At 70.8% G+C, this 20,995-nt stretch carries 19 protein-coding genes; 11 read left to right on the top strand and 8 right to left on the bottom strand.

Going from position 1 to position 20,995, the window contains the following annotated elements:
• Window positions 1-92: 92 nt before the first annotated feature.
• The 5 genes from PKE85_RS07930 to PKE85_RS07910 all read right to left on the bottom strand — a co-directional run bounded on the left by PKE85_RS07930 (window position 93) and on the right by PKE85_RS07910 (window position 4,162).
• The gene (locus PKE85_RS07930; protein ID WP_271204263.1) at window positions 93-374 is read right to left on the bottom strand and encodes an HPr family phosphocarrier protein; all 282 of its coding nucleotides are present in this window, start codon (window positions 372-374) and stop codon (window positions 93-95) included.
• 73 nt (window positions 375-447) lie between these two features.
• Window positions 448-849, bottom strand: a complete 402-nt coding sequence (locus PKE85_RS07925) for a PTS sugar transporter subunit IIA (protein WP_271204262.1) — start codon at window positions 847-849, stop codon at window positions 448-450.
• A 68-nt stretch (window positions 850-917) separates the two neighbouring features.
• Window positions 918-1,445 (bottom strand): HPr kinase/phosphorylase, encoded by a 528-nt coding sequence (locus PKE85_RS07920; RefSeq protein ID WP_271204261.1) that lies wholly within the window; start codon window positions 1,443-1,445, stop codon window positions 918-920.
• On the bottom strand, window positions 1,442-3,232 hold the full coding sequence (locus PKE85_RS07915; protein ID WP_271204260.1) for a sensor histidine kinase: 1,791 nt from the start codon (window positions 3,230-3,232) through the stop codon (window positions 1,442-1,444). Before PKE85_RS07915 ends, PKE85_RS07920 begins: the two co-directional genes overlap by 4 nt.
• A 210-nt stretch (window positions 3,233-3,442) precedes the next feature.
• Window positions 3,443-4,162 (bottom strand): response regulator transcription factor, encoded by a 720-nt coding sequence (locus PKE85_RS07910; protein ID WP_271204259.1) that lies wholly within the window; start codon window positions 4,160-4,162, stop codon window positions 3,443-3,445.
• Between the two features lie 144 nt (window positions 4,163-4,306).
• Here PKE85_RS07910 and PKE85_RS07905 point away from each other — a divergent pair, with 144 nt between their 5' ends.
• From PKE85_RS07905 to PKE85_RS07895, 3 genes are all read left to right on the top strand, one after another.
• Complete coding sequence (locus PKE85_RS07905) at window positions 4,307-5,038, top strand: HugZ family pyridoxamine 5'-phosphate oxidase (protein WP_271204258.1); 732 nt, start codon at window positions 4,307-4,309, stop codon at window positions 5,036-5,038.
• A 265-nt stretch (window positions 5,039-5,303) separates the two neighbouring features.
• Complete coding sequence (locus PKE85_RS07900; protein ID WP_428981332.1) at window positions 5,304-6,914, top strand: phosphoenolpyruvate carboxykinase; 1,611 nt, start codon at window positions 5,304-5,306, stop codon at window positions 6,912-6,914.
• A gap of 83 nt (window positions 6,915-6,997) precedes the next feature.
• The gene (locus PKE85_RS07895; RefSeq protein WP_271204256.1) at window positions 6,998-7,513 is read left to right on the top strand and encodes a DUF3617 domain-containing protein; all 516 of its coding nucleotides are present in this window, start codon (window positions 6,998-7,000) and stop codon (window positions 7,511-7,513) included.
• Window positions 7,514-7,588: 75 nt separating this feature from the next.
• On the opposite strand, the gene PKE85_RS07890 is transcribed toward PKE85_RS07895, so the two are convergent.
• Entirely contained in the window at window positions 7,589-8,620 is a 1,032-nt protein-coding gene (locus PKE85_RS07890; RefSeq protein ID WP_271204255.1) for a TIM44-like domain-containing protein, read from the bottom strand.
• A gap of 230 nt (window positions 8,621-8,850) precedes the next feature.
• Between PKE85_RS07890 and PKE85_RS07885 the strand changes: the two genes are divergently transcribed.
• Both PKE85_RS07885 and ahcY read left to right on the top strand, forming a co-directional pair.
• Window positions 8,851-9,669 carry an outer membrane protein gene (locus tag PKE85_RS07885; RefSeq protein WP_271204254.1) on the top strand — a complete coding sequence of 273 codons (819 nt, stop codon included), beginning with the start codon at window positions 8,851-8,853 and terminating at the stop codon, window positions 9,667-9,669.
• A 193-nt stretch (window positions 9,670-9,862) separates the two neighbouring features.
• A complete protein-coding gene (gene ahcY, locus PKE85_RS07880) occupies window positions 9,863-11,299 on the top strand; it encodes an adenosylhomocysteinase (protein WP_271204253.1) in 1,437 nt (478 codons plus the stop codon).
• Window positions 11,300-11,480: 181 nt separating this feature from the next.
• Here the strand turns inward: ahcY and PKE85_RS07875 are convergent, their stop codons facing one another.
• Entirely contained in the window at window positions 11,481-12,692 is a 1,212-nt protein-coding gene (locus PKE85_RS07875; RefSeq protein ID WP_271204252.1) for an NADP-dependent isocitrate dehydrogenase, read from the bottom strand.
• 193 nt (window positions 12,693-12,885) lie between these two features.
• Here PKE85_RS07875 and PKE85_RS07870 point away from each other — a divergent pair, with 193 nt between their 5' ends.
• Complete coding sequence (locus tag PKE85_RS07870) at window positions 12,886-14,082, top strand: MFS transporter (RefSeq protein ID WP_271204251.1); 1,197 nt, start codon at window positions 12,886-12,888, stop codon at window positions 14,080-14,082.
• 71 nt (window positions 14,083-14,153) lie between these two features.
• On the top strand, window positions 14,154-14,963 hold the full coding sequence (locus tag PKE85_RS07865; RefSeq protein WP_271204250.1) for an RNA methyltransferase: 810 nt from the start codon (window positions 14,154-14,156) through the stop codon (window positions 14,961-14,963).
• Window positions 14,964-15,002: 39 nt separating this feature from the next.
• On the opposite strand, the gene PKE85_RS07860 is transcribed toward PKE85_RS07865, so the two are convergent.
• Complete coding sequence (locus tag PKE85_RS07860) at window positions 15,003-15,611, bottom strand: NAD(P)-dependent oxidoreductase (RefSeq protein WP_271204249.1); 609 nt, start codon at window positions 15,609-15,611, stop codon at window positions 15,003-15,005.
• A gap of 103 nt (window positions 15,612-15,714) precedes the next feature.
• Here PKE85_RS07860 and PKE85_RS07855 point away from each other — a divergent pair, with 103 nt between their 5' ends.
• The 4 genes from PKE85_RS07855 (at window position 15,715) to PKE85_RS07840 (ending at window position 20,987) form a co-directional block, all read left to right on the top strand.
• Window positions 15,715-16,119: a winged helix-turn-helix transcriptional regulator gene (locus PKE85_RS07855; protein ID WP_271204248.1), complete on the top strand. Its 405-nt coding sequence runs from the start codon at window positions 15,715-15,717 to the stop codon at window positions 16,117-16,119.
• Window positions 16,120-16,270: 151 nt separating this feature from the next.
• Window positions 16,271-18,706: an ATP-binding protein gene (locus PKE85_RS07850; protein ID WP_271204247.1), complete on the top strand. Its 2,436-nt coding sequence runs from the start codon at window positions 16,271-16,273 to the stop codon at window positions 18,704-18,706.
• On the top strand, window positions 18,703-20,268 hold the full coding sequence (tsaE, locus tag PKE85_RS07845; protein ID WP_271204246.1) for a tRNA (adenosine(37)-N6)-threonylcarbamoyltransferase complex ATPase subunit type 1 TsaE: 1,566 nt from the start codon (window positions 18,703-18,705) through the stop codon (window positions 20,266-20,268). The genes PKE85_RS07850 and tsaE overlap by 4 nt, the downstream gene beginning before the upstream one ends.
• Window positions 20,265-20,987, top strand: a complete 723-nt coding sequence (locus PKE85_RS07840; RefSeq protein ID WP_271204245.1) for a nucleotidyltransferase family protein — start codon at window positions 20,265-20,267, stop codon at window positions 20,985-20,987. Before tsaE ends, PKE85_RS07840 begins: the two co-directional genes overlap by 4 nt.
• Window positions 20,988-20,995 lie beyond the last annotated feature (8 nt).

Raw genomic sequence — 20,995 nt, 5'->3', positions numbered from 1 at the left:
GCGAAATCTTCAGCGTTCAAGTCGTGGAGGCCCGAGGCAAGCTCGGGCATGACGGCGTGAGGCCTTCCCCTCCCCGCCGTCAGACGAGCGTCCTACTCCTCTTCGCCGAAGCGGTTCGCCACCAGCGCGGCGATGGCCTCGAGCGCTTCGGACGCCTCGGCGCCGCTCGCCTCCACCATGATGGTGGTGCCGGGCGCCGCGGCCAGCATCATCAGCCCCATGATCGAGCCGCCGCTGACCGTTTCGCCGGAGCGGCTGACGCGCACATTGGCGTTGAAGCGCTCCACCGTCTGCACGAACTTCGCGGAAGCTCGCGCATGCAGGCCACGCCGGTTGATGATGGGAAGCTCGCGGGAAACGCCGTCCTGCGCCATTCGTTTCGCTCCGTCCCTGTCTTGCCGCAGGTTCGTCATACCGCCGCGCCGGATGGCCCGGCCGCGGTCGGCCTCACTTGCCGGAGAGCACCCGGCTCGCGACGTTGATGTATTTGCGCCCGGCTTCCTGCGCCTGAACCACCGCCGCGTCCAGCGGCAGATCGGCCCGGACGCTCGCGAGCTTGATCAGCATGGGCAGGTTGATGCCCGCGATCACCTCGACCCGGCGCCCCTCCATGCAGGAGATGGCGAGGTTGGACGGCGTGCCGCCGAACATGTCCGTGAGCACCGCGACGCCGTCGCCGCTGTCCACTTCCCGCACGGCGGCGAGGATGTCGCCGCGGCGCAGCTCCATGTCGTCGTCGGGTTCGATGGTGATGGTCGCGAACTGAGGCTGGCGGCCAACCACATGCTCCAGCGCGGCGCGGAACTCACAGGCCAGACGCCCGTGAGTGACCAGTACGAGGCCTATCATGCATTCTCCGCGCAAACGCGTGCGCTCCAGATCCCTTGGCCGGCGCGCATTCAGCCGCGCGCCCGACGCTAGAACGACGGCGCGAGGCGCGCCGGAACCCTTACTTTTCCATGTTGCGGCGCGAACGCAAGTGCGGAAGCGCCACAATCCGGAGAGAGACCATGCGCGGCCAGCATCTGGCGCGCCAGAACGACGGCCAGGGGCGAGCGCTCCGCGACCGCAAGTCGCGGCAGCGCAACGCCCTCCACCCTGTCGGTCGCCGCGTCTTCGTCCGGCATCCGGGCGGGCTCGGGCTCCATATCCACCAAAAGTCGGATGACCGCCGCCGGCAGATGGGGCGCCTCCCGGATTCCGACGCCGCGAATCTCGATCAGGCCCGCGAGCGCCTCCGGGCAGGTCGCCAGCAGACGGCCCGAGATCTGCTCCAGCCGCACCCGATCGTCCGCCACCAGCGCCGCGTATCCGCCGTCCCTGCGGGCGGCGTCGATGAGCTCCAGCGCCAGGCTCGACTTGCCGGCGCCGGGCGCGCCGCGGATCAGCACGCCCGCCGCGCCCACCACCACGCAGGTGGCGTGGACCGTGGGCGCCAGGGTCACGCCAGCGCCGCCGGCAGACGCACCACGAAGCGCGCGCCCGCCACCTTCGGCTCCTCGCCGGCCACGGGCTTGGTCATGCGGTTCTGGGCGCGGATGTCGCCGCCATGGGCCTCAACGATCTGCTTGGAGATCGACAGGCCGAGGCCGGAGTTTTGCCCGAAGCCCTGTTCGGGCCGGTCGGTGTAGAAGCGCTCGAAGATCTTCTCCATGGCGTCCGGCTGGATGCCGGGCCCGGCGTCGTCCACGATGATCTCCACGGAGCTGCGCGCGCGGCGGCAGCGCACCGTGACACTGGAGCCCCGCGGCGAGAACGAGCGCGCGTTGTCGACCAGATTGGTGACCACCTGGGCGAGGCGGGAGTCGTGGCCGAGCACCAGATAGGCGTCGCGGCCCTGGGCCGCCTCGGCCACCTTCAGGCTGACGGCGACGCCGTCGTCGCGGCGCACGCTGTTCTGCATGTCGATCACGGTGGAGAGCAGCTTGACCACGTCCACCGGCTCGGCGTCCTGCCGCTGCAGCTCGGCGTCGAGGCGGCTCGCGTCGGAGATGTCGCTGATCAGCCGGTCGAGCCGCCGCACGTCGTGCTCGATCACGCCCAGCAGCCGGGCGCGGGAGTCGTCCGACTTCGCGAGCGGCAGCGTCTCCACGGCGGACCGGAGCGAGGTGAGCGGATTCTTCAGCTCGTGCGCCACGTCGGCGGCGAAGCTCTCGATCGCGGCGATGCGGGCGTAGAGCGCGTTGGTCATGTCCCGCAACGCGCCGGACAGGTGGCCGATCTCATCCGAGCGGTTGGTGAAGTCCGGGATCTCCTCCCGGTGCTTGATGCCGCGCCGCACCCGCTCGGCCCCGTCGGCGAGCTTGCGCACCGGGCCGGCGATGGTGCTCGCCAGCAGCAGCGACAGCACCAGCATCACCGCCGCCGCCACCAGGAAGTAGCGCACGATCGACAGCCGCTCCGCCCGCACGATGGCGTCGATGTCGCCGCCCTGGGTCGACAGCAGCAGCGCGCCGGTCACCGCCCGGAAGCGCTGGATCGGCACAGCCACCGACACGATGATCTCGCCGTTCTCGTTGACGCGCACCACGCTTTCGGGCGCGCCGTTCAGCGCCCGATTCACCTCCGGATAGCCGCGGCCGTTGGAGGCGCCGAGCTCGGCGTAGAGCGGCAGGTCGGAGCGGCGGAACCAGGATTTCACCGCGTGGACGACGCCGTCGAACAGGTTCGGCTCGCGAGTCTTGGGCGCCGGAAGGTCGAAGCGCAGGATGTCGCCGCGGGCGTAGAGCGACCGGCTGTCCAGCAGCAGGCCGCCGTCGCGGTCGTAGATGCGGGCGCGGGTGCGGGTCGGCGTCACGAGCCGCCGCAGCACCGGAGCCACCCGCTCGGGATTGATGGGGAATTCAAGGCTCTGCAGCCCCTCCTCGCCGGGCGAGACGCTTTCGCCGAGCTGCAGCTCCAGCAGCTTGTCCGGGTCCACGTAGAGCTGGTTGGTCTCGACGGTGGCCGAGGAGGCGATGGCGCCGGCGATGATCTCGCCCTGGATGAGCAGGCTCTGCACCCGCGCCTCGATCAGGCCGGCGCGGAACTGGTTGAGGTAGAGGATGCCGGAGGCCAGCGCGAGCAGGCCGGCGAGGTTCAGCACCACGATGCGGCGCGTGAGGCTGGAGAAGCCCAGCACCCGAAGCGCCTTCACCGCGTCGCGCGCCCGCGCCCTCAGCGTGCGCGGGGCCGCGGCTTCGTCGTCGTCGGCCTGGGGCAGGTCGTCGGCGCGTTCGGCGTCTGAACTCATCGTCTCACGCGACCGGAGCGGACGGGCCGATCTGGCCCGCGCGCTCGGACCTTATGCGGTTGTCCAAGCTCGACGTCATGCCCGAGCTTGTCTCGGGCGTCCACGACTTGAACCCACAAGCGTTGGAGCGTCCAAAATCGTGGATAGCCGCCTTCGGCGGGCATGATGGGACACGTTGATCGAGCCCTGAGACAGGTTTCAACGGTCTTTTCAGACCTCCTTGAAGCGGTAGCCGACGCCGTAGAGCGTCTCGATCATGTCGAAGTCGTCGTCCGCCGCCTTGAACTTCTTGCGCAGCCGCTTGATGTGGCTGTCGATGGTGCGGTCGTCCACATAGACCTGATCGTCATAGGCCGCGTCCATGAGCGCGTTGCGGCTCTTGACCACCCCCGGACGCATGGCGAGCGCCTGCAGGATCAGGAACTCGGTGACGGTCAGCGTCACGCCCTCGCCCTTCCAGGTGCAGGTGTGGCGCTCGGGGTCCATCATCAGCGAGCCGCGCTCCAGCGCCTTGCTGTTGGGGCCCTTGGCGCCCGCGGCGCCGGGCGTGGCGGCGGCGGCCTCGCGCGCCACGGCGCGGCGCAGCACCGCCTTCACGCGCTCCACCAGCAGGCGCTGGGAGAACGGCTTCCGGATGAAATCGTCCGCGCCCATCTTCAGGCCGAACAGCTCGTCGATCTCCTCGTCCTTGGAGGTGAGGAAGATCACCGGCAGCTCGGACTTCTGCCTGAGCCGCCGCAGCAGCTCCATCCCGTCCATGCGCGGCATCTTGATGTCAAAGATGGCGAGGTCGGGCGGCGACGCCTTCAGCCCCTCAAGGGCCGAAGCGCCGTCGTTGTAGGTCTGGATCCGGTAGCCCTCCGCCTCGAGGGCGATGGACACGGAGGTGAGGATGTTGCGGTCGTCGTCGACCAGAGCGATCGTGGGCATGGACCCGCCTGTAACCTGAAACCCCGCCCGCATGAAGCGGCGCGGCGTGGCTTAATTGTGACGGCGCGCCCGAATATGGCGCCTTGTCAAGCGGTCCGATCGTCGGCTTCCCTCCCGGACCTGCTTTCGACCGGAGCTTTTCCCATGACGACCGCCGCGCCCGCCGCCGCATTTGAGCCCGTCGCCGCCGCCCGAGCGCTGATCCGCTCGGGACGCCGGGCCATGCTCGCGACCATCGACGCCGACGGCGCCCCTTACGCCTCGCTGGTGGCCGCCGCCACAGCCCCGGATGGCGCGCCGCTGCTGCTGGTGTCGGACCTCGCGCGGCATGCGGCCAATCTGGCGCGCGACCCGCGGGCGAGCCTGCTGTTCGCGGAAAGCGGCGCCGGCGATCCGCTCGCCCATCCGCGCGTCAGCGTGATCGGCCGCGTGGTCGCGGCTGAGAAGGAGGCGCATCGCGGCCGCTGGCTGGCGCGGCAGCCCGAATCGGCCGGCTATTTCGACTTCGCCGACTTCCGCATGCTGCGGCTGGAGCCTGCGAGCGCCCATCTGGTGGCGGGCTTCGGCCGCATCGTGGAGCTGCCCTGGAGCGACCTCGCCACCGACCTTACCGGCGCGGAACCGCTTCTGGAGGCCGAAGCCGGCGTCACGGAGCACATGAACGAGGACCATGCGGACGCCACCCGGCTCTACGCCACCGCGCTCGGGCGCGCGCCGGACGGCGCGTGGCGCTTCGAGGGCTGCGACCCGCTCGGCTTCGAGATCGGGCTGGACGGCCGCGCGCTCTATCTGCCCTTCGCCCAGCCGGCCAAGAGCGCGACCGACGTGCGCAAGGAGCTGGTGCGGCTGGTGGGCGTCGCCCGCGGCGGAAGCTGACCTCCCCTTCAGCAAAACTGCATGTTGATCGCGGCGATTTCAGAAGATATTCACAAGTCGTCGCCATGTTTTCGCATCAGCGTCCCGCCGCATGCGAAAGTCGACCACAAATTCAGATAAGGGATCGCGCATATGTAGACCTAAGGGGAACCGCGCCCAGCTTGCCGCCGACTTGGGTTCCCCGCCATGCTTACGCCAGTTTCATCTGGCCACTAAGGCATGAAGGAGCGCGCGGAGAAGCGCGGATTGAAAAATGGAGACGACCTTGCGGCAGATCGGCGACTGGAACGAGGGGCACGGCGCGGAGGCGTTCGGCTTCGACGGGCTCGCCGGCCTCAACTGGAACCTTGAGCCGCCCGTGCTGGTGGAGCGCGCGCTCCGCCGGGGCGAGGCCATGCTGTCCTCCAGCGGCGCGCTGGCGGCGGAGACCGGCGCCCACACCGGCCGCTCGCCCAAGGACAAGTTCATCGTCCGCGACGCGGAGACCGAAAGCGCGATCTGGTGGGACAACGCCGCGGCGCTGACCCCCGAGCAGTTCGACGCCCTGAAGGACGACTTCATCGCCCATGCGCGGGGCCGCGAGCTGTTCGTGCAGGATCTCAACGCCGGCGCCGACCCGGCCCACCGGCTGAGAGTGCGGGTCTACACGGAATACGCCTGGCACTCGCTGTTCATCCGCACCATGCTGATCCCGCCCGCGCGCGGCGATCTGGCGGGCTTCACCCCCGAGCTCACCATCGTCGACCTGCCGGGCTTCAAGGCCGATCCCGAACGCCACGGCGTCCGCTCCGAAACCGTGATCGCCATCGACCTCACCCGGCGCATCGTGCTGATCGGCGGCACGGCCTATGCGGGCGAGATGAAGAAGTCGGTGTTCTCGGTGCTGAACCACCTGCTGCCGGACCGGGGCGTCATGCCCATGCACTGCTCGGCCAATGTGGGGCGCGACGGCGACGTGGCGGTGTTCTTCGGCCTGTCGGGCACGGGCAAGACCACCCTGTCAGCCGATCCGTCGCGCACGCTGATCGGCGACGACGAGCACGGCTGGTCCAGGGACGGCGTGTTCAACTTCGAGGGCGGCTGTTACGCCAAGACCATCCGGCTGCGGCCGAAGTCCGAGCCGCAGATCGCCAACGCCATCCGCCGCTTCGGCGTCATCCTCGAGAACGTGCCGCTCGATCCGGTCACGCGCCAGCCGGACTACGACGACGGTTCGCTGACCGAGAACACCCGCGCCGCCTATCCGCTGCGCTACGTGAAGAACGCCAGCGCCACCGGGCGCGCGGGCCTGCCGCGCAACATCGTCATGCTGACCGCCGACGCCTTCGGCGTGATGCCGCCGATCGCGAAGCTGACCCCGGCCCAGGCCATGTACCATTTCCTGTCCGGCTACACCGCCAAGGTTGCGGGCACCGAGACCGGGCTGAAGGAGCCGCAGGCCACCTTCTCCACCTGCTTCGGCGCGCCCTTCATGCCCCGGCCGCCGCAGGTCTACGGCGCGCTGCTGAAGCGCCTGATCGACGAGCATCAGGTGGACTGCTGGCTGGTGAACACCGGCTGGACCGGCGGCGGCTACGGCGAAGGCCAGCGCATGCCGATCGAGGCCACCCGCGCGCTGCTCGCCGCCGCGCTCGACGGCCGGCTGGGTCAGGCCGAGACCTACACGGACCCGAACTTCGGCTTCGCCGTGCCGATGGAGGTTCCGGGCGTCGCCCCCGAGCTGCTGCGTCCGCGCGACAACTGGGCGGACGCGGCGGCCTACGACCGGGCCGCGCGCAAGCTGGTGGACATGTTCGCGAAGAACTTCGAGAGCTTCGCCGACGTGGAGGCTGAGGTGCGCGAGGCCGCGCCCGGCTTCCGCGCCGCTGCGGAATAGGCCTTGATCCGATGGCGGAGGGGCGGCCGGCCATGGCCGCCCTATCTGTTTCCCCTGCGGCGATCGCGCAGGAGAGACGCGCCATGACGAGCAGACCGAAACGCATGCGGCGGCCGATCGCCGTTCTCGCTCTCGCCGGCGCGCTGGCCGCGCCCGGCGCCGTCCGCGCGGACGACGAGCTTCCCACCCGCGCGCCGGGCCTGTGGGAGTCCGTCAGCCGCACGGAGGACGGCGTCACCACCGCCCGCCAGTGCATCGACGCGACCACCGACCGCAAGGCGCGGGACATCACCGCCGGCGCCGCGAGCTGTTCGAAGAACGCGGTGACCCGCACCGCGGACGGCTACGCCACCGAAACGCTGTGCAAGGTGGGACCGCTGACCGCGGAGGGGCGCGGCGTCATCACCGGCGACTTCAAGACCCACGTGACGATCGAGACCACCACCACGCTCACCGGTCTGCCCGAAGGCGCCGGCCCTTCGGTGCGCAGGACCGTGATCGAGAACCGGCGCCTCGGCGATTGCGGCCCCGGCCAGAAGCCGGGCGACATCATCCTTGAGGACGGCAGCGTGGCCCCCACGCCCGGCACGCCGCGCTGACCCCATGACAAAAGCCCCGGATCGGCGATCCGGGGCTTCGTTCAAGTCTCGCTCTCGTCAGGAGAGCCGGAGCCGTCAGGCGGCCTGCTGGATCGCGGACAGCGTCCAGGCGCCGCCGCGAGGGCGCACGAAGGTCCACAACTCGGTCGCCTCGACCGGGCGGTTGGGATCGCCGTCCACGAGGCGGCCGGTGGCGCGATCCTCGACCACGTCCACGAGGCCATAGCGCATGGCGACGGTGGCGTAGTCGCGGGCGTCCTCACGCCAGGCTTCCGACAGGTCGCCCTGCAGCAGCTTCACGTCGCGCACGCGGTTCACCACGCCGCGCTCGCGGTCCTGGTCCAGGTCGTCGCGGAACACGTCCACCATCTCGGAGGTGGCGAGACGGCTCAGCTTGCCGAGATCCTGTTCGGAATAGGCGTACTGAACGTCGGACAGCAGGCGCTCGAAGGCGTCGAAGTCGCCGCCGTCGAGCTGGATCGGCGTCACGGCCTGCGCTGCGGCGGCGCGGCCGCCGAAGCCGCCAAACCCGCCGAAGCCCGAGCCGCCCGCGCCGCCGCCGGGGGGCGGCGCGTCGAAGCGCCGGTCGCCCGGCTGGGGGCCGGCGTCGCGCCGGACCGGGCCGCTCTGATAGGCCGGCGACTGCTGCGCCTTGCGGTTGCGGAACCAGTTCATGGCGAAGCGGACCACGAAGAAGATCAGAACGAGCTGCAGCACGAGGCCGAGAATCGAGGCGAGCGAGCCCAGGCCGCCGAACAGTCCGGAGCCGGACAGCAGGCCGAACAGGCCGGCGCCCAGAAGGCCGCCCATCAGCATGCCGCCGAAGCCGCCGCCGAACATGCCCGGACGGCGCTGCTGCGCCGCGGCCCCCATGCCCTGCGCGCCGGGTTGAACGGCGCCTGGCTGGGTCTGCGAGCGCTGGATCGGGGCCGCGCCCGGCGAGGTGGCGGTGGGCGGCGGCGACGAGAAGGTCTTGGATCCGCGGCTGCCGAAGCCGCCGCTCCGGCCGGCGCGGGCGTCGGCGTCGAGCGGCGCCAGCGTCACGCCCGCGACAAGCGCGGCGAGAGCGGTCGCGGCGAACCGGCGGGCAAGGGTCGGTCGGGACATGTGCGTTGCATTTCCTCGGTTGCGTCGCCCGCAATGTGGGGATGCGCGGCCGCGATGTCATCGGCCTCGCGCACGTCTGACGCGGGTGTGATCGGGCCGTGACCAGAACGGGCGTCTCCCGAAAGACACACGCCCGGCGCGCGGACGCGATCACGAAAACGTAGAAAAACCGGCTGATCCGCCTGCGCGTACCCGCTCTGCGACTGATCGCGAAACAACGAGGGAACGCCATGACCGCCACCGCCCGCGCCGCCGTTTCGGCCGCCGCGCTGCTGCTGTTCGCAACCGCCGCTTCGGCCGCCGATCTGCCGGCCTACGAGCCGGCGCCCGCCATGGTCGCCGTGCCGTCCTTCACCTGGAGCGGCTTCTATGTGGGCGCCCATGCGGGCCACGTGTGGGGCGATCACGACATCCGCACCCGCGGCAAGGACGCGGCGACGCGCCTCAACGTCCAGAACCGCCTGCGCCCGCCGAGCGTCGGCGTGGACGGCGATGGCTGGCTGTTCGGCGCGCAGGCCGGCTACAACATGCAGCTCGACGGCTCCCCGATCGTGTTCGGCGTCGAGGCGGACATCTCCTACGCCGACATCGACGACACCCGCCGCTACGACATCCCGCCGCTGGCGCCCGCCGCCGGCAACATCCGCTCCACGTTCAAGCAGGAGCTGGAATATCTCGGCACGGTGCGCGCCCGCGTCGGCTACGCCTTCGACCGCGTGCTGGTCTATGGCACCGGCGGTCTGGCCTATGGCGAGGTGAAGACCTCCGCCCGCTTCTTCAACAACCAGCCGCCGGCCGGCGGCGGCGGCGCGCTCGGCTTCTCCGACAGCAAGAGCAATGTGGAGGTGGGCTACACGGTGGGCGGCGGCGTGGAGTACGCCGTCACCGACGCCATCAGCGTGAAGGGCGAGTATCTCTATTACGACCTCGGCGACACCACGCTGAACGTGAACCGCACCGCCGCGGCGCCGCTCGGCCAGTCCGGCTACAAGTCCCGGTTCGAGAACGACGGCCACATCGCCCGCGTCGGTGTGAACTACAGGTTCTGATCCCGCCAGAGCGCGAATTCGAGGGCGGCCTCCGGGCCGCCCTTTTTGCGTCGGCCGGCGCCGCACGACGCCGCCCCCATGACATAAAGACTTCTTTATGTCTTTATTGCCCTCTGGCGATCCTCGTGCTACCAGACCCGCGAGTTTCGATCCCGCCCGCGTCCGCCGCGGGCCAACCTCGCGAAGGACCGCCATGAGCCAGAGCGCCGCCGCCCTCAAGGACGCCCCCCTCAACGACTACATCGTCAAGGACATCTCGCTGGCCGACTGGGGCCGCAAGGAGCTCGCCATCGCCGAGACCGAGATGCCGGGCCTGATGTCCTGCCGCAAGGAGTTCGGCCCGTCGCAGCCGCTGAAGGGCGCGCGCATCGCCGGCTCGCTGCACATGACCATCCAGACCGCGATGCTGATCGAGACCCTGAAGGCGCTCGGCGCCGACGTGCGCTGGGCCTCCTGCAACATCTACTCCACCCAGGACCACGCCGCCGCCGCCATCGCCGCCAACGGCACGCCGGTGTTCGCCGTCAAGGGCGAGACGCTTGAGGAATACTGGGAGTACACCCACAAGATCTTCGAATGGGCCGACGGCGGCACGCCGAACATGATCCTGGACGACGGCGGCGACGCCACGCTCCTGCTCCACCTCGGCAAGCGCGCCGAGGCCGGCGACACGGCGTTCCTCGACGGCGCGACCAACGAGGAGGAGACCATCCTCTTCGCCGCCATCAGGAAGCGCCTCAAGAGCCATCCGGGCTGGTACACCCGCAACGCCGACGCCATCAAGGGCGTGACGGAGGAGACCACCACCGGCGTCCACCGCCTGTACGAGTTCGCCAAGAAGGGCGAGCTGCTGTTCCCGGCGATCAACGTCAACGACAGCGTCACCAAGTCGAAGTTCGACAACCTCTACGGCTGCCGCGAGTCGCTGGTCGACGCGATCCGCCGCGGCACCGACGTCATGATGTCCGGCAAGGTGGCGATGGTCGCGGGCTTCGGCGACGTGGGCAAGGGCTCCGCCGCCTCGCTGCGCCAGGCCGGCTGCCGCGTGCTGGTGTCCGAGGTCGATCCCATCTGCGCGCTGCAGGCGGCGATGGAGGGCTATGAGGTCGTGACCATGGAGGAGGCGACCACCCGCGCCGACATCTTCGTCACCGCCACCGGCAACGTGGACGTCATCACCGTCGACCACATGCGCGCCATGAAGGACCGGGCGATCGTCTGCAACATCGGCCACTTCGACAGCGAGATCCAGATCGGCGCGCTGAAGAACTTCAAGTGGGACAACATCAAGCCGCAGGTGGACGAGGTGGAGTTCCCCGACGGCAAGCGGATCATCGTGCTGTCCGAAGGCCGGCTCGTGAACCTCGGCAACGCCACCGGCCACCCGTCCTTCGTGATGTCCGCGTCCTTCACCAACCAGACGCTGGCGCAGATCGAGCTCTGGGCGAACAACGGCGACGGCAAGTACAAGAACCAGGTCTACGTGCTGCCGAAGACCCTCGACGAGAAGGTCGCCGCGCTGCACCTCGACAAGATCGGCGTGAAGCTGTCGAAGCTGTCCTCCAAGCAGGCGTCCTACATCGGCGTGCCGCAGGAAGGCCCGTTCAAGCCGGAAGCCTACCGCTACTGAGCGTTTCCCGGCCGGTCGCCATCTCCGTCATGCCCGAGCTTGTCTCGGGCATGACGCGGGCTCCGGCGCGGCCGCGTTTCGCTGCGGCGACCTTCGCCGCACATGAAAAAGGGCGGCCTCCGAGCCGCCCTTTTTCATTCCTGAAGGATGGCCGGGAGCCGATCGAGCCCCCGCCGGCCGATCAGCCCATGGCCTTCTGAAGGTTCTCGTCGATCTTGTCGAGGAAGCCGGTGGTGGTGAGCCAGCCCTGCTCGTCGCCCACCAGCAGCGCCAGATCCTTGGTCATGAAGCCGGCCTCCACCGTGTCGACGCAGACCTTCTCCAGCGTCTCGGCGAAGCGCTTCAGCTCGGCGTTGCCGTCGAGCTTGGCCCGGTGGCCGAGGCCGCGGGTCCAGGCGAAGATCGAGGCGATGGAGTTGGTGGAGGTCGCCTTGCCCTTCTGGTGCTCGCGGTAGTGGCGGGTGACGGTGCCGTGGGCGGCCTCCGCCTCCATGATCCGGCCGTCCGGCGTGGTCAGCACCGAGGTCATCAGGCCGAGCGAGCCGAAGCCCTGCGCCACCGTGTCGGACTGCACGTCGCCGTCGTAGTTCTTGCAGGCCCAGATGTAGCCGCCGGACCACTTCAGCGCCGAGGCCACCATGTCGTCGATCAGGCGGTGCTCGTACCAGATCTTCTTCTCGGCGAACTTCTGCTTGAACTCGGCCTCGTAGACCTCGGCGAACAGGTCCTTGAAGCGGCCGTCATAGGCCTTGAGGATGGTGTTCTTGGTGGACAGATAGACCGGATAGCCGCGCGCGAGGCCGTAGTTCAGCGAGGCGCGGGCGAAGTCGCGGATCGACTCGTCCAGGTTGTACATGGCCATGGCGACGCCCGACGACGGCGCGTCGAACACGTCGTGCTCGATGGTGGTCCCGTCCTCGCCCACGAACTTGATGGTCAGCTTGCCCTTGCCGGGGAACCGGAAGTCGGTGGCCTTGTACTGGTCGCCGAACGCATGGCGTCCCACCACGATCGGCTGGGTCCAGCCCGGCACCAGACGCGGCACGTTCTTGGCGATGATCGGCTCGCGGAAGATCACACCGCCCAGGATGTTGCGGATGGTGCCGTTGGGCGACTTCCACATCTTCTTGAGGTTGAACTCCTCGACGCGGGCCTCGTCGGGGGTGATCGTGGCGCATTTCACGCCGACGCCATACTGCTTGATGGCTTCCGCCGCCTCGACCGTCACCCTGTCCTCGGTGGCGTCGCGGTTCTCGATGCCGAGATCGTAATATTTGAGGTCGATGTCGAGATAGGGGTGGACCAGCTTGTCCTTGATGAACTGCCAGATGATCCGAGTCATCTCGTCGCCGTCGAGCTCGACGACCGGGTTTTCGACCTTGATCTTCGCCATGGAATGAAAAACCTTTCGGGGTGAACCGGAGCCCTGGACGCCTTTCGCGGCGCAGCAGAGGCGTGTTTAGCACCCCGCCCCTGCGTCGGGAAGCCGCGGCGCGGGCGTGAACGCAAGGCCGCCTTGCATCTCCTCCCCCTGCGCCGGGGCGCGCGGGCGCCTTACATCGGGCCCACGCATCCCGGAGCAGCCCATGTCCGAAATCCCAGCGACGCCGACCGCCCCGTCCACGGAGGTGGACGGCCGCCTCGTGTTCATGGCGGCCGTCGCCTGCGGCGTCATCGTCGCCAATCTCTATTACGCCCAGCCGCTGGTGGATCTGATCGCGCGCGATCTGGCGCTGTCGCCGGTCGCGGCCAGCTCCGTGGTGTCGCTGACGCAGATCGGCTACGGCGTCGGCCTCATCCTCCTCGCCCCTCTGGTGGATCTGGTGGAGGCGCGGCGGCTGATCGCGATCACGCTCGCCGCCGCGGTGCTGACCCTCGCAGCCGCGGCGCTGGCGCCTTCCGCCGCGCTGTTCTTCCTCGCCGCCTTCGCCATCGGCGTCACCTCCACCGCGGCGCAGATGCTGCTGCCGGTGGTGGGGGGCGCGGCGCCCGCCGCCGTGCGCGGCCGTGTGGTGGGCACGGTGATGAGCGGGCTGCTGTTCGGCATCCTGCTGTCGCGGCCGGTCGCCTCGGTGCTCGCGGACTACGCTGGCTGGAGGGCGGTGTTCGGCCTGTCGGCGCTGCTGATGGCCCTGCTCGCGCCCGTTGTGTTCGCCATGCTGCCGAAGCGCTCCGCGACCGGCGGCCTCGGCTACGGCGCCTTCATCGCCTCCATGGGAACGCTGCTGAAGCGCCATCGCGTGCTGCGCCGGCGCGCCGCTTATCAGGCCGCCATGTTCGCCACCTTCAGCCTGTTCTGGACCGCCGTTCCCATGCGCCTCGCCGAGGGCTACGGCTGGTCGCACAGCCTGATCGGCCTGTTCGCCCTAGCGGGCGCGGCCGGCGCGCTGGTCGCGCCCTGGGCGGGGCGGCTGGCGGATTCGGGCCGCACCTACGCCGGCACCCTCGCCGCGCTCGCCATGTCCTCCGCCAGCTTCGCCGTCGCGGGCTTCGACGGCTGGTTCGGCGGCGTGGCGGCGCTGCTGTTCGGCGCGGTGGTGGTGGACATGGGGGTGCAGATCAACATGATCCTCGGCCAGCGCGCCATCTACGGGCTGGACGAGGCGGCGCGCGGCCGCATCAACGGGCTTTATGTGGCGATCCTGTTCTTCGGCGGCGCGGCCGGCTCCGCCATGGTGAGCCCGCTGATGCAGACCTTCGGCTGGCCGGGCGTGGCCGCGGCCGGAACCCTTCTGCCGCTCGTCGCGCTCGCCTTCGCGGCGGGCGACGACGGCCGCGACTGACGGGACGTCGCGGAGCCGGGCCCGCCGTGCTATGCGGCGCGTTCGTCCCGGAACTCATCGACGCGAGCCCCATGGCCGGAACCAATCGCAGCAAAGCCGACCTCGCCGCCGCCCTGCCGGCGGGGCCCGCCGTGGTGCTGGTGCAGCCGCAGCTGGCGGAGAACGTGGGCGCAGTCGCCCGCGCCATGGCGAACTTCGGCCTCACCGAGCTACGCGTGGTCAAGGGCCGCGCGGACATCGGCTCCGAGACCGCCCGCGCCTTCGCCGCCGGCGCCCATCATGTGCTGGACGCCGCGCAGGCGTTCGAGACGCTGGAGGACGCGGTCGCCGACCTGACGCTGCTGTTCGCCACCACCGCCCGGGAGCGGGGGCAGTTCAAGCCCGTGGACACGCCGGAACAGGCGGCGGTCCGGCTGGCGGCTCATGCGGGCCGCGCGGGCGTGCTGTTCGGCCGCGAGCGCGCGGGGCTCGAAAACGACGAGGTGGCCCGCGCCGGGCGCATCGTCACCTTTCCCGTCAATCCCGCCTACGCCAGCCTGAACCTGGCGCAGGCGGTGCTGCTGGTCGGCTACGAGTGGTTCAAGGCCGCTACCGGCGGCGCGCCGGCCTTCGACGCGGCGCGGCGCTCGCCGGACGCGACCGAGACCGAGAAGCTGGCGCTATTCCGCCACCTGGAAGGCGAGCTCGACGAAACCGGCTTCTTCCGCTCCGAGGACAAGCGCGCGATCATGATCCGCAACCTGCGCAACATGATCCACCGCATGGAGCCCACCAGGCAGGACCTGCAGACGCTCCACGGCGCGGTCGCCGCCCTGTCGGAGGGCCGCCCCGGTCCCGGCGGCCGCCCGCGCAAGCTGCTGAAGCCCGCGGCGGAGGAGTGAGGAGACGCGGTCGACGCGCCTCCCCTCACGCCCGGCGGCTTAATACCCCACGGTGAAGCGCGCGCGGGAGTGGGCGGGCCGCTCCAGCTCGTCGACCAGCGCCACGGCGAAGTCCTCGTAGGAAATGGAGCTTCCGGCCGCGGTCGTGAGCAGGTCGTCCGCGCCCAGGCGGAACGCGCCCGTGCGCTCGCCCGGCCCGAACACCGCGGAGGGCGACAGGAATGTCCAGTCGAGATCGGGCTCCGCCTTCAGCCGGTCGAGGAAGGCCGCGCCGGCGGACGCCTCCTCCCTGTAGGCGGCGGGGAACTCCGGCGTGTCGATCAGCCGGACGCCGGGGGCCGCGTAAAGGCTGCCGGCGCCGCCCACCACCAGATAGCGCGGCGCGCCCGAGGCCTTCACCGCCGCGATCAGCTTCTGGGGATCGCTGGCCGCGAACATCACCGAACTCACCGCCGCGTCATGGCCCTTCAGCGCCGCGGCGAGCGCGTCCGCGTCGAACAGGTCGCCGGCGACCGGCGTGACGCCCGGCGCGGCCGGAATGCGCTCGGGGTGACGGGCGATGGCGGTGACCGCGTGGCCGCGGCGGACGAGCTCCGCGACGATGCGGGAGCCCACATTGCCCGAGGCTCCGATCAATGCGACGCGCATGGCGCAATCTCCTTTATGGTTTCGAATAGAAACCTACATATCAAAGTGATATCTACCTTCCAAGAAGGAACCCTAACGCAACCTGGTCACCGCGACGACACCCATGGACACGCCCGCCTCCCTCCGCCCCAACGCCTACGCCGCCGAATGCCCGACGCGCATGGTCTTGGATCGCATCGCCAACAAATGGGCCGCGCTGGTCATCGGCCTGCTCGCAGACGGCCCCATGCGCTTCAACCAGATCCGCCGCGCGGTTCAGGGCCTGTCCCAGAAGGCGCTGTCCCAGACGCTGAAGGGGCTGGAGCGCGACGGCCTCGTGCGCCGCACCGCCTTCGCCACCGTCCCCGTGACGGTCGAATACGCGCTGACGCCGCTCGGCCTGACGCTGGCGACGCTGGTGGACGGCCTGCGCCTGTGGGCGGAAGCCAACATCGACGCCGTGCAGCAGGCCCAGCGTCGCTACGACGCCGATCTCGGCGGCGATGGCGGCCCCGGGGCGAAAAAGTGACGGGGAGGCGCCCACGTACCCGTTATGGACTCTTGGGGGGGAGTCTCCGGATCAGTAGACTGACCTTGATTCGCGACGGGGGCGCGGCGCGCCTCGGCGTCGCCGGAGTCCGTTCCCGGCCGGAACGGACCACCGACGGGGACCTCGCCACATGCTTGAACGGCCGCGTCGCGGAGCCGCTCTTCTTGTCGCACTGACCGCGACGGCGTCTCTCTCCGCATCCGCCGCCCAGGCGGCGCCGTTCGGCGCGCCGGAGACCGCGACGCTCGCGCTGGTGCTCGGCGCGCTGTTCGTGGCCGTGGTGTCCTCCATCGCGCTGCTGCGCGCCCGCCAGCGGCTGGCGGACGTGACCGCCGCCACCGCCCGCGACGTCGCCGACCTGCGCGCCCGGCTGGACCGGGCCGAGGCGCTGGTCGCCTCCGAGGCGCAGGTGATCGTGACCTGGCGCTCGGCCGGCGACGCGCCGGACGTGGTCGGCGACGCCTCGCGTCTCACCGGCATGCCGGCCGGGCGGCGCCTGCTCGCCTTCGGCTCCTGGCTCGACCCGGAGGCCGCCCGCGCGCTCGACGCCCGCATCGACGCCCTGCGCCAGCGCGGCGAGCCCTTCCGCCAGCTTCTGCGCACGCCGGAGGGCGGCCATCTGGAGGCGGACGGCGGCCCGGTGGGCGGCGCTGCCGTGCTGCGGCTGCGCGACGTCACCGGCGAGCGCCTCGCCCGCGCCGAGATCGAGGACCGCAACGCCGAGCTTCAGGGCGCGCTCGCCCGCGCGCTGGCGCTGATGGAGTCGCTCGCCCAGCCGGTGTGGCTGCGCGACGGCGACGGCCGCCTCGCCTACGCCAACGAGGCCTACGCCCGCGGGGTGGACGCCACCGACGGCATGCTGGCGGTGGAGCACGGAACCGAGTTCCTCGACCAGTCGCTGCGCGCCGCCGCCCGCAAGGCCAACGAGGCGGGGCAGGTGTTCCGCAAGCGCGCGGCCGCGGTCTACGCCGGCCAGCGCCGCATCTTCGACGTGGTGGAGGCCCCCTCCTCATCCGGCGCGGCCGCCATCGCCATCGACGTCTCCGAACTGGAGGACGTGCGCGCCGACCTGTCCCGGCAGATGGAGGCTCACCGCCGCACGCTGGACGAGCTGACCACCGCCGTCGCCATCTTCCGCAAGGACGGGGCGCTCGCCTTCCACAACCAGTCCTATGCCCGGCTGTGGGCGCTCGACCCGGCCTTCCTGGAGTCCGCCCCCACCGACGCCACGGTGCTCGACCGGCTGCGCGCGGAACGGCGGCTGCCCGAGGAGGCGGACTTCCGCAAATGGAAGGCGGACCTGCACGAGGCCTATCGGGCGCTGGAGGCCCGCGAGCACTGGTGGCATCTGCCGGACGGCCGCACCCTGCGCGTGGTGGTGACGCCCAATCCCGAAGGCGGCGTCACCTATCTGTTCGACGACGTCACCGAGCGCCTCGACCTCGAAAGCCGCTTCAACGCGCTGACCAAGGTGCAGCGCGAGACCATCGACCATCTGCAGGAGGCGGTGGCGGTGTTCGGCTCCGACGGCAGGCTCCGGCTGCACAACCCCGCCTTCGCCGGGCTGTGGCGCCTTGGCGAGGCGGAGCTCGCCAACCGCCCCCACGCGGACGACCTGCTCAAGGCCTGCAACCTGCGTCCCGCCGACGTGGAGCTGTGGCGCCGGCTGAAGGTGGCCGCGACCGCCATCCCCGACGAGCGCCAGCCGCTGGTGACCCGCGTCGACCGCGGCCCCGCCGGGATCGTGGACGTTGTGGCGCTGCCGCTGCCGGACGGCGGCACGCTCGCCACCTTCACCGACGTCACCGCCAGCGTGAACGTGGAGCGGGCGCTGCGCGAGCGGGCGGAGGCGCTGGAGGCCGCCGACCGGCTCAAGAACGACTTCGTGAACCACGTCTCCTACGAGCTGCGCTCGCCGCTCACCAACATCATCGGCTTCGGCCAGCTGCTGGGCGACGCCCGCCTCGGCGAGCTGTCCCAGAAGCAGCGCGAATATGTGGACCACATCCTGTCGTCGTCCTCGGCGCTGCTCGCCATCATCAACGACATCCTCGACCTCACCACCATCGACGCCGGCGCCATGGAGCTGGAGCTCGGCCCGGTGGACGCCCGCGAGGCGATCGAGGCCGCGGCCGAGGGCGTGCGCGACCGCCTCGCCGAGGCCGGGCTCGGGCTCGAGATCGACACCGCCTCGGACATCGGCGCCTTCCAGGCGGACGCCAAGCGGGTGCGGCAGGTGCTGTTCAACCTGCTGTCCAACGCCATCGGCTTCTCCAAGCCCGGCCGCGTCATCCGCGTCAGCGCCGCGCGCCAGGGCGAGGAGATCGCCTTCCGGGTCGCGGACCAGGGCAGCGGCATCCCGAGCGCCATGATCGAGCGGGTGTTCGACCGGTTCGAAAGCCGCACCGCCGGCGCCCGCCACCGGGGCGTGGGCCTGGGCCTTTCCATCGTGCGCTCGCTGGTGCAGCTTCACGGCGGTCGGGTCGCGATCGAGAGCGAAGAGGGCGTCGGCACCGTGGTCACCTGCACCTTCCCGCTGCGCGCTCTGGCGGCGGCGGCCGAATGAAGGGCCCCGCAAGCCGCGTCGGCGCCCATCACCGGGCGACGACGGCCGCCCCCGGCGCCGAGACCTGGGACCTGCACCTCGCCGACGAGGCCGCGACCGGGGCGCTCGCCGCCGACGTGTCCCGCGCGCTGAAGCCCGGCGACATCGTCACGCTCACGGGCGACCTCGGCGCCGGCAAGAGCAGCTTCGCCCGGGCGCTGGTGCGCGCCCGCGCCGGCGATCCCGAGCTGGAGGCCCCGAGCCCCACCTTCACGCTGCTGCAGATCTACGACCTGCCCCGCGGCCCCGTGGTCCATGCCGACCTCTACCGGCTCACCAGCCCCGAGGAGCTGGACGAGCTCGGCTGGGAGGAGGCGGGCGAGGACGCCATCGTGCTGGTGGAGTGGCCGGACCGGCTGGGCGCCGGCCTGCCCGAGGACCGGCTCGACCTGTCGCTGGAGATCGCGCCCGGCGGCGGCCGCCGCGCCCGACTCACCGGCTTCGGCGCCTTCGGGCCGCGGCTCGCGCGCCTGCGCGACGGCAGGCGCTTCGTGGACGCCGCCGGCTGGGGCGACGCGACCCGCGAGCACGTGCAGGGCGACGCCTCGAGCCGCCTCTACGAGCGCCTCACCCTCGGCCGCCGCACCGCCATCCTCATGGACGCCCCGCCCCGCCCCGCCGGCCCGCCGCTGGCCGATGGCCGCAGCTACCTCTCGGTGGCGCGACTCGCCGCCGACGTGACGCCGTTCGTGGCGGTGGCGGACGGGCTGCGCAAGCTCGGCTACGCCGCGCCGCAGATCTACGCCCAGGATCTCGCCAACGGCTTCCTGCTGGTGGAGGACATGGGCTTCGAGCCGGTGGTCGCCGGCGGCCAGCCCATCGCCAGCCGCTACGAGCTCGCCACCGATCTGCTGGCGGACCTGCATGGCCGCGACGCGCCCGCCGACCTCGCCGTGGGCCGCGAGCTTTACCGCGTGCCGCCCTACGACCTCTCCGCCATGCTGGTGGAGTGCGAGCTGTTCACCGACTGGCACATGCCCCATGTCACCGGCGTCTCCCCGGAGCCGGAGACCCGCGAAGCGTTCCGGACGCTGTGGCGGGCGGCGCTGGAGCCGGTGCTGGCGGGACCGCAGACCTGGACGCTGCGCGACTACCACTCGCCCAACCTCACCTGGCGCGACGGCCATGAGGGCTTCGGCCGCCTCGGCCTGCTCGACTTCCAGGACATGGTGATGGGTCCGCCGGCCTATGACGTGGTCTCGCTGCTGCAGGACGCGCGGGTGGACCTGCCGGACGGGCTGGAGCTCGCGCTCGCCGCCCGCTACCTCGACGCCCGCCGCAGGGCGGACATCGGCTTCGACCCCGCCGCCTTCGCCCGCGCCTACGCCACCATGGGCGCCCAGCGCGCCACCAAGATCCTCGGCGTGTTCGTGCGGCTCGCGAAACGCGACGGCAAGCCGGGCTATCTCAAGCACCTGCCCCGGGTGCGCCGGGCGCTGATCGCCAACCTCGCCCATCCCGATCTCGCCGACCTCGCCGCCTGGTACGCGGAAAACGCCGGCGTCACGGAGACGCCGCAATGACGGCTCCCCTCACCGACGCCATGGTGCTGGCCGCGGGGCTCGGCACCCGCATGCGCCCCATCACCGACACCCGGCCGAAGCCGCTGGTGAACGTGTCCGGCCGGGCGCTGATCGACCACGCGCTCGACCGGCTGGAGCAGGCGGGCGTGGCCCGCGCCGTGGTCAACGTCCACCACCACGCCGACCAGATGGAGGCGCATCTGAAGACGCGCCGCGCGCCGGAGATCGCGGTGTCCGACGAACGGGCGCGGCTGCTGGATTCAGGCGGCGGCGTGGCCCATGCGCTGCCGCTTCTGAACGGCGAGGCGTTCTTCATCCTGAACGCCGACACGTTCTGGATCGACGGCGCCCGCTCCAACCTCGCGCGCATGGCCGAGATGTGGGACCCGGCCCGCATGGACGCCCTTCTGCTGGTGGCGGCGCTCACCTCCAGCGTCGGCTTCGACGGCGCCGGCGATTTCGCCTTCTCCACCGACGGGCGCCTGACGCGGCGTCCGGAACGGCAGGTGACGCCCTTCGCCTATGCGGGCGCGGCCATCATGCCCCGTAGCGCCTTCGAGGGCTGGGACGGCGCGCCGTTCTCGCTCAACCGGCTGTGGACCGCCGCCATCGAGCGGGAGCGGCTGCACGGGCTCCGGCTTGACGGGCTGTGGCTGCATGTGGGCGACCCCGGCGCCATCACCGAGGCCGAGCGCGCCATCGCCCTGTCGGCGGCCTGAGGCCGACG

This window comes from Methylopila jiangsuensis, from assembly GCF_027922305.1.
Classification (GTDB): Bacteria; Pseudomonadota; Alphaproteobacteria; order Rhizobiales; family Methylopilaceae; genus Methylopila; species Methylopila jiangsuensis.
The sequence above is the reverse complement of the archived record's forward strand: the minus strand, read 5'-3'. Positions and strand labels throughout refer to the sequence as shown.

Coding starts and splice junctions, on each gene's coding strand:
- PKE85_RS07930 (WP_271204263.1), bottom strand. CDS start 374: ATGGCGCAGGACGGCGTTTCCCGCGAGCTTCCCATCATCAACCGGCGT.
- PKE85_RS07925 (WP_271204262.1), bottom strand. CDS start 849: ATGATAGGCCTCGTACTGGTCACTCACGGGCGTCTGGCCTGTGAGTTC.
- PKE85_RS07915 (WP_271204260.1), bottom strand. CDS start 3,232: ATGAGTTCAGACGCCGAACGCGCCGACGACCTGCCCCAGGCCGACGAC.
- PKE85_RS07910 (WP_271204259.1), bottom strand. CDS start 4,162: ATGCCCACGATCGCTCTGGTCGACGACGACCGCAACATCCTCACCTCC.
- PKE85_RS07905 (WP_271204258.1), top strand. CDS start 4,307: ATGACGACCGCCGCGCCCGCCGCCGCATTTGAGCCCGTCGCCGCCGCC.
- PKE85_RS07895 (WP_271204256.1), top strand. CDS start 6,998: ATGACGAGCAGACCGAAACGCATGCGGCGGCCGATCGCCGTTCTCGCT.
- PKE85_RS07890 (WP_271204255.1), bottom strand. CDS start 8,620: ATGTCCCGACCGACCCTTGCCCGCCGGTTCGCCGCGACCGCTCTCGCC.
- PKE85_RS07885 (WP_271204254.1), top strand. CDS start 8,851: ATGACCGCCACCGCCCGCGCCGCCGTTTCGGCCGCCGCGCTGCTGCTG.
- ahcY (WP_271204253.1), top strand. CDS start 9,863: ATGAGCCAGAGCGCCGCCGCCCTCAAGGACGCCCCCCTCAACGACTAC.
- PKE85_RS07875 (WP_271204252.1), bottom strand. CDS start 12,692: ATGGCGAAGATCAAGGTCGAAAACCCGGTCGTCGAGCTCGACGGCGAC.
- PKE85_RS07870 (WP_271204251.1), top strand. CDS start 12,886: ATGTCCGAAATCCCAGCGACGCCGACCGCCCCGTCCACGGAGGTGGAC.
- PKE85_RS07865 (WP_271204250.1), top strand. CDS start 14,154: ATGGCCGGAACCAATCGCAGCAAAGCCGACCTCGCCGCCGCCCTGCCG.
- PKE85_RS07860 (WP_271204249.1), bottom strand. CDS start 15,611: ATGCGCGTCGCATTGATCGGAGCCTCGGGCAATGTGGGCTCCCGCATC.
- PKE85_RS07855 (WP_271204248.1), top strand. CDS start 15,715: ATGGACACGCCCGCCTCCCTCCGCCCCAACGCCTACGCCGCCGAATGC.
- PKE85_RS07850 (WP_271204247.1), top strand. CDS start 16,271: ATGCTTGAACGGCCGCGTCGCGGAGCCGCTCTTCTTGTCGCACTGACC.
- tsaE (WP_271204246.1), top strand. CDS start 18,703: ATGAAGGGCCCCGCAAGCCGCGTCGGCGCCCATCACCGGGCGACGACG.
- PKE85_RS07840 (WP_271204245.1), top strand. CDS start 20,265: ATGACGGCTCCCCTCACCGACGCCATGGTGCTGGCCGCGGGGCTCGGC.